Below are 9187 nucleotides of genomic sequence, written 5' to 3' on the forward strand. Positions count from 1 at the left end.
CTTGTCGGCGATCTGGCGCGCAGCGGCAGCAAAACCTGTGCATGCGGTGTGCCTGATGCACCGAGCTGGCTGATCTTGCTGCCGCTGCGCGGCAGATCGCCGACAAGGTGGAGCGCCACCCCGGCGACCTCCCACGCCTTCGGCAGAAGCGGGATTGCGGTGTGTTCGAGCTTTTGATNCTGTCACATTGACGTCGACTGACCCACCGCAATCGCGGGCAAGCGCGCTCCTACAATGTTTTGGGCTCAGCACAGAAGCTCGGCAGGCCACAAAGCTGCGGCTTCTGCCCGGAGGGCGTGGGAGCCAGACTTGTCGGCGATCTGGCGCGCAGCGGCAGCAAAACCTGTGCATGCGGTGTGCCTGATGCACCGAGCTGGCTGATCTTACTGCCGGTGCCCGGCAGATCGCCGACAAGGTGGAGCGCCACCCCGGCGACCTCCCACGCCTTCGGCAGAAGCGGGATTGCGGTGTGTTCGAGCTTTTGATTCTGGCCGAAGGCCGTGGGTGCCGGCTTGCTGGCGAATGCACTGTCATTCACCCTCAAGCTGAAAGGCCCTTCGCTTTCGCCAGCTATCCAGACATCACACGCTGAACGAGCGGCGAACTCAGCAGACCCGCTGAGTTTGCGCCCCGTTACTTGAACAGCTCGCCCCGCAAACCCCAACACAGCGCGATGCTCAGGAAAAATTCGGTCAGGATCGTCGCCCAGGCGGCGCCCAGCACCCCATTGAGCGGTATCAGATACAGATTCAACAGCACGTTGACGCCCACTGCCATGAACAGGCAACCGGCAAACCAGCGCTCGTGCTGTGTGGCAACGGCGTTCTGCGCAAGGACGTAATTGGGCAGCGCAAAAATCAAGGCCGTGAACAGCAAGCCGATGATGGTCTGAGTGCCGTCGGCATAGGCGCTGCCGAAGAGAACGCTCACCAGCCAAGGCCCCAGCGTCCAGCCGATCAGCGCCAGGAACACGCCGACACCCAGCGCTCCTGCAATCGCATTGCGACTGAAGCGACCGTCTGCGTCCGGGTCCATGGCCAACGCTCTCATACGCCGAAACAGCATCAAGACGACGGGCGTTGCCAACGACATCAGGCCGTCATGAATGCGGGTCGCGACGGCGTAATGGCCGATGGCGGGAACCTCACCCAGGACGTTGCGCAAGAGAACGATATCGATCTGGTGGTAGAGGGAAGACGCCAGTCCGACGGCGAAGAAACTGATCGAACTGCGGTAGGCCCACGTTGGCAGCTTCCACTGAATCTTTACTAGGGGAGGGAAATGTTTGTAATGCCCCACCAGCGTCACCAACAAGCCAGCGCCCCACGCGAGAAAGATCGAGACGGGCGTTGCGCCCACGCTCAGGACACACATCAAGACAAACAGCGCACTGATGGTACGCCCGCAGAAAAGAAAAACCGCATCACGCTCGAAACGCCCCGCCCCCTTGAACCAGGAAGATTGCCACTGCGTCAGGGTGATGGTGGCGAAACAAAAGATCCCCGCAGCCAGTGAGGGGCCGTCAAGCCAGCGGTACAGAATTGCGGTCAGTATCAGAAAAACCGCAGTCGTCACCGTCAGGTGCAGGAGCGCCGTGCTCGGCAACTCCCCATAGCGCGACTGCAGAACCGCAGAAGGTGCCGATCGTTCGCGCATCAGCAACGTGTTGAAGCCCGCATCCTGCACGAGCACCAGAAAACCCGCGAGCACATAGATATAGGTGTAGTGACCGAACGCGCTGGAACCCATGCTGCGGGCGAACAGAACAGAGAGCCCGAGAGAGACGGCAGCAGAGTAAACGGTCACTCCCCATTGCATCGCCAGCGGTGCGAGTCGCTTGACGAAGATTGCGCGCTGAACGACGTCCATTACAGCCCGCTCGCATGGCGCGAAGGACGTACAGACCCGCAGGCCCTGGACGGAACACGATTCAAACCGGGAAAGAAATCCACTCGACCTTCTTTTTAACTGCCTGAGAAAGGTCGCAAGACCGTGATTCAAACTGAGGCCCGACAGCCATAGATGTCGAGCCTTGAGACTGCCGGCTCGTCCGACAGGGTGAAATGGTGCCGAAAATAGGAATCGAACCTACGACCTTCGCGTTACGAGTGCGCTGCTCTACCGACTGAGCTATTTCGGCATTGATATTCAAAAGCTAGCAGGGCCGCCGAGTTCCGGCAAGCTACTGAGGCGTGGTTGCGATGACGCCCTGTTGCCAGAAGCGCGGCTGCAAATTTCCGCCAAAATCATGCGCATACTGATCTTCACGCTCGCCACGATGGGGGAAGTCGCGAATCACGACATACGAAAGAAACCCCACCGCCAGCATCACGACCGCGATCCATCCCCATCGCATCACAGCACCACCGGGTGCTGGACGCGCCGACCACTCATGAATCCCCATCAACCACCCGACGACAAGGGCCAGCCAGAGTTGCGAATACGGCATGACGATCACACCATCGACCATCGATTGGGCCAAGGCGCCGGTCAGACTTGCCAGCAGACAAATCCTCAACAGATCCACAGGCTCACTGGATGCAGCCTTTCTCCTGATCAGTTTCACGGTCGCCAGCAGTCCATACGCGGCGAGCCCCATGACCAAGAGCGTCGACGGCCCCCCCCACTCACACGCCCACTGCAAAATGGCCTGATGAGGATGGGCGGCGACAACGTTGTGGATGTCGGCGAAATGCATGGGACCGAAGCCCAGCAACGGCCGCTCTTTGATCATGTCCCAAGCCTGATGCCAAAGGATGTCGCGTGCGGAGAGCGAAGCGTTGAGTCGGTCGCCCGCGAAATTCAGGACTTCGATGCCCAGCAGAGCTGGCAAGCGATTGAAGAACAACCAGAACAGCAATACGCCAAGGGCCGCAGCCGCTGTCTGCAAGACCGCCCAACGCCGCCCCCAGCGCCCACAACTGAGGAAGACAACACCCATGGCGCACGCCATGCCCAGCCACGTGCCACGCGTACCGCCAGAGATGGCGATCATCCACCAACAGCTCAAAAGCGCGAACAGCCAGACTTTGATCGAAGGTTTTATGGCAGGCAGGAGCAGAGGCAGCGCCAGCAATGGCAGCGTGAACGTCTGAAACTGGCCGTAGAAGCGCTTGTTGGAAAAGCCAACCACCAACAGGTCCAGGTCCAGATAGTGGGCATCGCTCATAAAGGCAGCGAAAGCCGAGGCGATAAACTGGATGCTCTTCACCCCACATACGGCGATGACGAAGATGCCGAACAAATAATCGGCTCGCTCACCACTTTGAATACGGGCGTTAGAGAAGAATCGCGTAAGCCAGCAACCGATTACCAGTAGCGAAACCTCGGCAGTTGCCCAAGAAAAATGCCTGGAAAAAACGGAAGAAAAAACGGCGAGAAAGAGTACAAAGACCAGCAGTGTGCGGACTGCGCGTTCAACCCCGAAACCAGCGTTCTGCACGAGAAGGCCGAGGGGCAATAACACCAGGGCAATGACGATCTGCCCTATTCTCTGCACGTCGTGCACTGCAAACGTTGGCAGGACTACGAGGCAGAAGAGGGCCGCAAACGAAAACAATATCCCGCTGAAGCTCAAAAACCGCGCAATGCCTTGGTCAGTCGAACCGATAGCGAAGGATTTACTCAAGGTACAACTCGTTCAAGCAGTTGATGTTCGATAAAGCCCGATCAAAGCCCAATAAAAAGGGTCGCAAAAGCGACCCTTTCAACCGCGGACTAAATCAAGAACCGCCTTTGCAGGAACCTGGCATCCAATTGAGCGGGCTGCCTTTGCAGGTCCAACCAGTGATGTCGGTCGCAGTTGCAGTTGGCGTCATCACAACGGTGGTATCGTTGTTGGCTTTGATAGTGCCGGTCACAGTGATAATACCTGTGGTGGCACCAACGGTCAGGGATTTGGCGTAGGTAGTTGGTACAAATGAGTTACCACCGCATGTATCCAGCCCAGTAAGGCTGCCCTTGGAAGCGACAGCTTCAGTCACACATGTACGCGCGCTGCTCGCTGCCAGAATAAGTTCCGAAGCCTTGGCCCGCGCCGTGTAATCCTGGTAAGCGGGAAGGGCTACAGCAGCCAGGATGCCGATGATCGCTACCACGATCATCAGCTCAATGAGGGTAAAACCCTTTTGTGTATTCATCGCTAAACTCCAAGCGTCATTGAATTGTTGCCTCGATTCAACTCAGCACACAACGTGCCAACCCTGAAGTTCATTCTCCCCAGCCGCCGAGCAGCGCATTAACGGGCTCAAACAGTCGGTATCCAGCATTAACTGACGTTTTTTGTCAGTCGCCCGGCTGTACATTTGGCAGCCGCCCCTGACTACGCTATAAACGGTCCAATGTCTGTATTTGGTGGCTGTAATGACTGATGTCGTCCTCACCGGCTTGGCGAAACAACTCGTCGTAGCCGAGCTCCTCAACGAAAAATCTGCGCAACAGGCCTATCAGCAGGCTCGCCGCGACAAGGTCTCGCTGGTCAATTATCTGGTACAGAACAAGTTGGTCAAAAGCCTGACGCTGGCTGAAGTCGCGTCGGACCAGTTCGGCATTCCTTTCCTAGACCTCAATACTTTGGACAAAGAGAGCCAGCCCAAAGGTCTGGTCAGCGAGAAGCTTGTACGGCAACACTGCGCACTTCCGTTGTGGCGGCGCGGCAACAAATTGTTTGTGGGTATCTCCGACCCCACCAATCACCAAGCCATTACCGACATTCAGTTCAGCACCGGGCTCAACACCGAGGCTATCTTGGTGGAGGATGACAAGCTCACGGCCGCAATTGACAAATTTTTTGACAGCCACGCTGGCATGGGTGAACTGGCGGATGTAGACCTTGGTCTGGAAATCGAAACTGTCGATGAAAGCCGGGAGACGGCTATTGGCGGTCAGGATGCCGACGACGCGCCAGTGGTGCGCTTCGTCAACAAGATGCTGATGGATGCAATCCGGCTGGGCTCGTCGGATCTGCACTTTGAACCGTACGAGAAGGTTTTCCGCGTTCGTCTGCGCACCGACGGCATCCTGCACGAGGTGGCGAAGCCGCCCATCCATTTGGCAGGACGCATCTCCGCACGCTTGAAGGTCATGGCCAGCCTGGACATTTCCGAGCGCCGCAAGCCTCAGGACGGGCGGATCAAGCTGCGCATATCGAAAAACCGGGCGATCGATTTCCGGGTCAACACGCTGCCGACGTTATGGGGCGAGAAGATCGTGATGCGGATTCTCGATCCGACCAGCGCCCAGATGGGGATCGATGCCCTCGGTTATGAACCCGAGCAAAAGGCACTTTACCTGGAAGCGCTGAGCAAGCCGCAAGGGATGATTCTAGTGACCGGCCCGACAGGCTCCGGTAAAACCGTTTCGCTCTATACCGGCCTGAACATCCTCAATACTCCCGACATCAATATTTCCACCGCCGAAGACCCGGTGGAAATCAACCTGGAAGGCATCAACCAGGTCAACGTCAATCCGCGACAAGGCATGGACTTTTCACAGGCGCTACGTGCGTTTCTGCGCCAGGACCCTGATGTGATCATGGTCGGTGAGATCCGAGATCTGGAAACAGCCGAAATCGCCATCAAGGCCTCCCAGACCGGACACATGGTGCTGTCGACACTGCACACCAACAGCGCAGCAGAAACCCTGACACGCCTTCATCACATGGGGGTTGCAGCGTTCAACATCGCCACCGCCATCAACCTGATCATTGCCCAGCGTCTGGCGCGCAAGCTCTGCCCGCATTGCAAAAAAGAAGTCGACATCCCCCGCGAGACATTGATTGCCGAAGGTTTCCCGGAGTCGAAAATCGGCACGTTCAAGCTTTACTCTCCTGTGGGCTGCGAACAATGCAACGCCGGCTATAAGGGACGGGTGGGGATTTACGAAGTGGTCAAGAGCACTCCAGCGCTGGAACGCATCATCATGGAAGAAGGCAACTCCATCGAGATTTCCGAACAGATGCGCAAGGACGGATTTGATGATCTGCGCACGTCAGGCCTTTCCAAGGCGATGCAAGGCCTTACCAGCCTTGAGGAAATCAACCGCGTGACCAAGGACTGAACATGGCGACCAAGGCAGTAAAAGTCAGCGTGTACGCTTGGGAAGGTCTTGATAGAAAGGGCACGAAGGTCAACGGCGAGATCAACGGGCACAACCCTGCTCTCGTCAAGGCTCAGCTGCGTAAACAGGGCATCAACCCAACCAAAGTCAGAAAGAAATCCGCTTCGATCTTCGGTAAAGGCAAGAAGATCAAACCGCTGGACATCGCATTTTTCAGCCGCCAGATGGCGACCATGATGAAAGCAGGTGTTCCACTGCTGCAGTCGTTCGACATCATCGGTGAGGGTTCCGATAACCCGAACATGCGCAAGCTCGTGGATGACATCAAACAGGAAGTCGCGGCAGGGCACAGCTTTGCCACTGCGCTGCGGCAGAAGCCGGAGTATTTCGACGATCTGTTCTGCAATCTGGTCGATGCAGGCGAACAAGCCGGTGCGCTCGAATCGCTGCTGGATCGGGTTGCGACGTACAAGGAGAAGACCGAATCTCTAAAAGCCAAGATCAAAAAGGCCATGACCTATCCGATTGCCGTAGTCATCGTGGCGATCATCGTCAGCGGTATTTTGTTGATCAAGGTTGTTCCCCAATTCCAGTCGGTATTCGCCGGGTTTGGCGCCACTCTTCCAACCTTCACGCTGATGGTTATAGGACTTTCCGAGGTCGTACAAAGTTACTGGTACATGATCCTGGGCGCGGCGGTGCTGGCTTTTATGGCGTTCCGCAAATCCTACAAAACCTCCGAAAAGTTTCGCGACACCGTGGACCGCACACTCTTGAAGTTTCCAATCATCGGACCTCTTCTTTTCAAATCTGCAGTCGCGCGGTACGCGAGAACCCTTGCGACCACATTCGCCGCTGGCGTACCGCTGGTCGATGCGCTTGACTCGGTTGCTGGTGCAACGGGCAACGTCGTCTTCAGAACGGCCGTAAACAAGGTCAAGCAGGACGTCTCTACCGGCATGCAACTCAACTTCTCCATGCGCAGCACTGGGGTGTTCCCGATGTTGGCCGTACAGATGACGGCAATTGGAGAAGAGTCGGGCGCACTGGATTCGATGCTCGACAAGGTCGCCACTTACTACGAGGAGGAAGTGGATAACATGGTCGACAGCCTCACCAGCCTCATGGAGCCCATGATCATGGCTGTGCTGGGCGTCATCGTAGGGGGGCTGGTCATCGCCATGTACCTGCCTATCTTCCAGCTCGGAAATACTGTCTAACCATGTCCCTCCCAGACCTCTTGGCCAGCTCCCCGCTGGCCTTTGTTCTATGCACCCTCGTTTTGGGCCTGCTCGTCGGCAGTTTCCTCAACGTTGTGGTCTATCGCCTGCCAAAAATGATGCTTCGCGACTGGAAAGCCCAGGCCCGCGAAGTGCTGGAACTGCCGCCGGAGCCGCCAACCGAAACCTTCAACCTGATCCTCCCCCACTCCCGTTGCCCGCACTGTTCTCACCAGATCCGCGCCTGGGAAAATCTGCCGGTCATCAGTTATCTGTTTCTCGGTGGCAAGTGTTCGAACTGCAAGGCGCCGATCAGCAAGCGTTATCCGCTGGTCGAGCTGGCTTGTGGGCTGATCTCCGCGTTCGTCGCGTGGCATTTCGGCTATGGCTGGCAGGCGGGCGCGGTGTTGCTGTTAAGTTGGGGTTTGCTGTCGATGAGTCTGATCGACGCTGATCACCAGTTGCTGCCGGATGCGATTGTGCTGCCGCTGTTGTGGCTGGGTTTGATCGTCAATGCGTTCGGGCTGTTCGTGCCCTTGAGCGATGCCTTGTGGGGGGCGATTGCTGGCTATCTGGCGCTATGGTGCGTTTTCTGGTTGTTCAAGCTGATCACCGGCAAGGAAGGCATGGGTTACGGCGACTTCAAGTTGCTGGCCATGCTCGGCGCCTGGGGCGGCTGGCAGATTCTGCCGCTGACGATTCTGCTGTCATCGATTGTCGGTGCGGTGCTGGGCCTGATTTTGCTGCGCTTGCGCAATGTCGAGACCAGTACGCCGATTCCCTTCGGTCCTTATCTGGCCATTGCGGGGTGGATCGCATTGCTCTGGGGTGATCAAATAACCACTTCGTATTTGCAGATCGCCGGTTTCAGATGACTTCCTCCGCTACAAAACCCTGGATTCTTGGCCTGACTGGCGGCATCGGCAGTGGCAAGAGCGCGGCTGCGCAATGTTTCGCCGATCTGGGCATTCATCTGGTGGATGCCGACAATGCGGCGCGCTGGGTGGTCGAATCGGGGCGTCCTGCCTTGGCGCAGATCGCCGAGCACTTCGGCGCCGAGGTGCTGCAAGCCGATGGCACGCTGAACCGGGCGGCGTTGCGCGAGCTGATTTTCAAGGATCCGCAGCAACGGGTCTGGCTGGAAGGCTTGCTGCATCCGCTGATTCGCGAGGAAATCCGGCAATACCTGGCCCGCGCCGAATCGCCTTACGCGATTCTGGTTTCGCCGCTGCTGCTGGAGACCTCACAGCATCAGATGGTCAAGCGGGTATTGGTCGTCGATGTGCCAGAGGCCGTGCAGATTGAACGCACGGTGCTGCGGGACAAGACCAACGAAGCGCAGGTCCGGGCGATTCTCAAGGCTCAGGCCAGCCGGGAAGAACGCCTGAGCCGCGCCGATGACGTGATCGTCAATGACCGGGATCCGGCGTGGCTGAAAAGCGAAGTCGAGCGACTGCATCACTTTTATCTAACTTTGCGTGGAGGCCAATGATGAGCCAACCAATGACCGTCGATTGTCCAACCTGCGGAGCGCCTGTGGAGTGGACGGCGGAGAGTAAATTCCGGCCGTTCTGTTCCGACCGCTGCAAACTGATAGACCTGGGCGCATGGGCGTCCGAAGAGCACGCAATTCCGGTCGCGCCGGACGCGGAAGACGAGTTGTTTTCGGGTGATTTCGATCCGCGCCAGCATTGACCGAGCAGGACTTAACGCCCCGTCCTCTGTAGGAGCAATCGGAGGTTACGACGGTCGCGAACGCGGTGTGTCAGTCGCCTCAAATAGAGCTGACCCAGCGCTTCAGCAGCAAGCCGACTCCCACGGCCTTCGGCCAGAATCAAAAACCGGAATCACACCGCATTCTCGCTTCTGCCCGGAGGGCGTGGGAGCCGACTTGTCGGCGATCGGCTGCG

Annotated in this window: 9 protein-coding genes and 1 tRNA gene; 5 read left to right on the forward strand and 5 right to left on the reverse strand. The window is 57.6% G+C overall.

Features of this window, described 5'->3' with window-relative positions:
* Positions 1-229 precede the first annotated feature (229 nt).
* The 5 genes from D3M70_RS20525 to D3M70_RS20545 form a co-directional block, all read right to left on the reverse strand.
* Positions 230-544: a hypothetical protein gene (locus tag D3M70_RS20525; protein ID WP_133306502.1), complete on the reverse strand. Its 315-nt coding sequence runs from the start codon at positions 542-544 to the stop codon at positions 230-232.
* Between the two features lie 89 nt (positions 545-633).
* Positions 634-1869 carry an oligosaccharide flippase family protein gene (locus D3M70_RS20530; RefSeq protein ID WP_120127500.1) on the reverse strand — a complete coding sequence of 412 codons (1236 nt, stop codon included), beginning with the start codon at positions 1867-1869 and terminating at the stop codon, positions 634-636.
* 195 nt (positions 1870-2064) lie between these two features.
* Positions 2065-2140 (reverse strand) — tRNA-Thr (locus D3M70_RS20535).
* Positions 2141-2182: 42 nt separating this feature from the next.
* Positions 2183-3442 (reverse strand): O-antigen ligase family protein, encoded by a 1260-nt coding sequence (locus D3M70_RS20540; protein ID WP_375233007.1) that lies wholly within the window; start codon positions 3440-3442, stop codon positions 2183-2185.
* A gap of 280 nt (positions 3443-3722) precedes the next feature.
* Positions 3723-4139 (reverse strand): prepilin-type N-terminal cleavage/methylation domain-containing protein, encoded by a 417-nt coding sequence (locus tag D3M70_RS20545; RefSeq protein WP_120127501.1) that lies wholly within the window; start codon positions 4137-4139, stop codon positions 3723-3725.
* Between the two features lie 223 nt (positions 4140-4362).
* Here D3M70_RS20545 and pilB point away from each other — a divergent pair, with 223 nt between their 5' ends.
* The 5 genes from pilB to yacG are packed head-to-tail and all read left to right on the forward strand — an operon-like array spanning position 4363 to position 8972.
* Positions 4363-6057 (forward strand): type IV-A pilus assembly ATPase PilB, encoded by a 1695-nt coding sequence (gene pilB / locus D3M70_RS20550; RefSeq protein ID WP_120127502.1) that lies wholly within the window; start codon positions 4363-4365, stop codon positions 6055-6057.
* A gap of 2 nt (positions 6058-6059) precedes the next feature.
* Positions 6060-7277: a type II secretion system F family protein gene (locus tag D3M70_RS20555; RefSeq protein WP_120127503.1), complete on the forward strand. Its 1218-nt coding sequence runs from the start codon at positions 6060-6062 to the stop codon at positions 7275-7277.
* 2 nt (positions 7278-7279) lie between these two features.
* On the forward strand, positions 7280-8152 hold the full coding sequence (locus D3M70_RS20560; RefSeq protein ID WP_120127504.1) for an A24 family peptidase: 873 nt from the start codon (positions 7280-7282) through the stop codon (positions 8150-8152).
* A complete protein-coding gene (gene coaE, locus D3M70_RS20565) occupies positions 8149-8769 on the forward strand; it encodes a dephospho-CoA kinase (RefSeq protein WP_120127505.1) in 621 nt (206 codons plus the stop codon). Before D3M70_RS20560 ends, coaE begins: the two co-directional genes overlap by 4 nt.
* Complete coding sequence (gene yacG / locus D3M70_RS20570; protein WP_120127506.1) at positions 8769-8972, forward strand: DNA gyrase inhibitor YacG; 204 nt, start codon at positions 8769-8771, stop codon at positions 8970-8972. Before coaE ends, yacG begins: the two co-directional genes overlap by 1 nt.
* Positions 8973-9187: the final 215 nt, after the last annotated feature.

This window comes from Pseudomonas sp. LS-2, assembly GCF_003605735.1.
Lineage (GTDB): Bacteria > Pseudomonadota > Gammaproteobacteria > Pseudomonadales > Pseudomonadaceae > Aquipseudomonas.

Coding starts and splice junctions, on each gene's coding strand:
- D3M70_RS20560 (WP_120127504.1), top strand. CDS start 7,280: ATGTCCCTCCCAGACCTCTTGGCCAGCTCCCCGCTGGCCTTTGTTCTA.
- D3M70_RS20530 (WP_120127500.1), bottom strand. CDS start 1,869: ATGGACGTCGTTCAGCGCGCAATCTTCGTCAAGCGACTCGCACCGCTG.
- yacG (WP_120127506.1), top strand. CDS start 8,769: ATGAGCCAACCAATGACCGTCGATTGTCCAACCTGCGGAGCGCCTGTG.
- pilB (WP_120127502.1), top strand. CDS start 4,363: ATGACTGATGTCGTCCTCACCGGCTTGGCGAAACAACTCGTCGTAGCC.
- D3M70_RS20545 (WP_120127501.1), bottom strand. CDS start 4,139: ATGAATACACAAAAGGGTTTTACCCTCATTGAGCTGATGATCGTGGTA.
- D3M70_RS20555 (WP_120127503.1), top strand. CDS start 6,060: ATGGCGACCAAGGCAGTAAAAGTCAGCGTGTACGCTTGGGAAGGTCTT.
- coaE (WP_120127505.1), top strand. CDS start 8,149: ATGACTTCCTCCGCTACAAAACCCTGGATTCTTGGCCTGACTGGCGGC.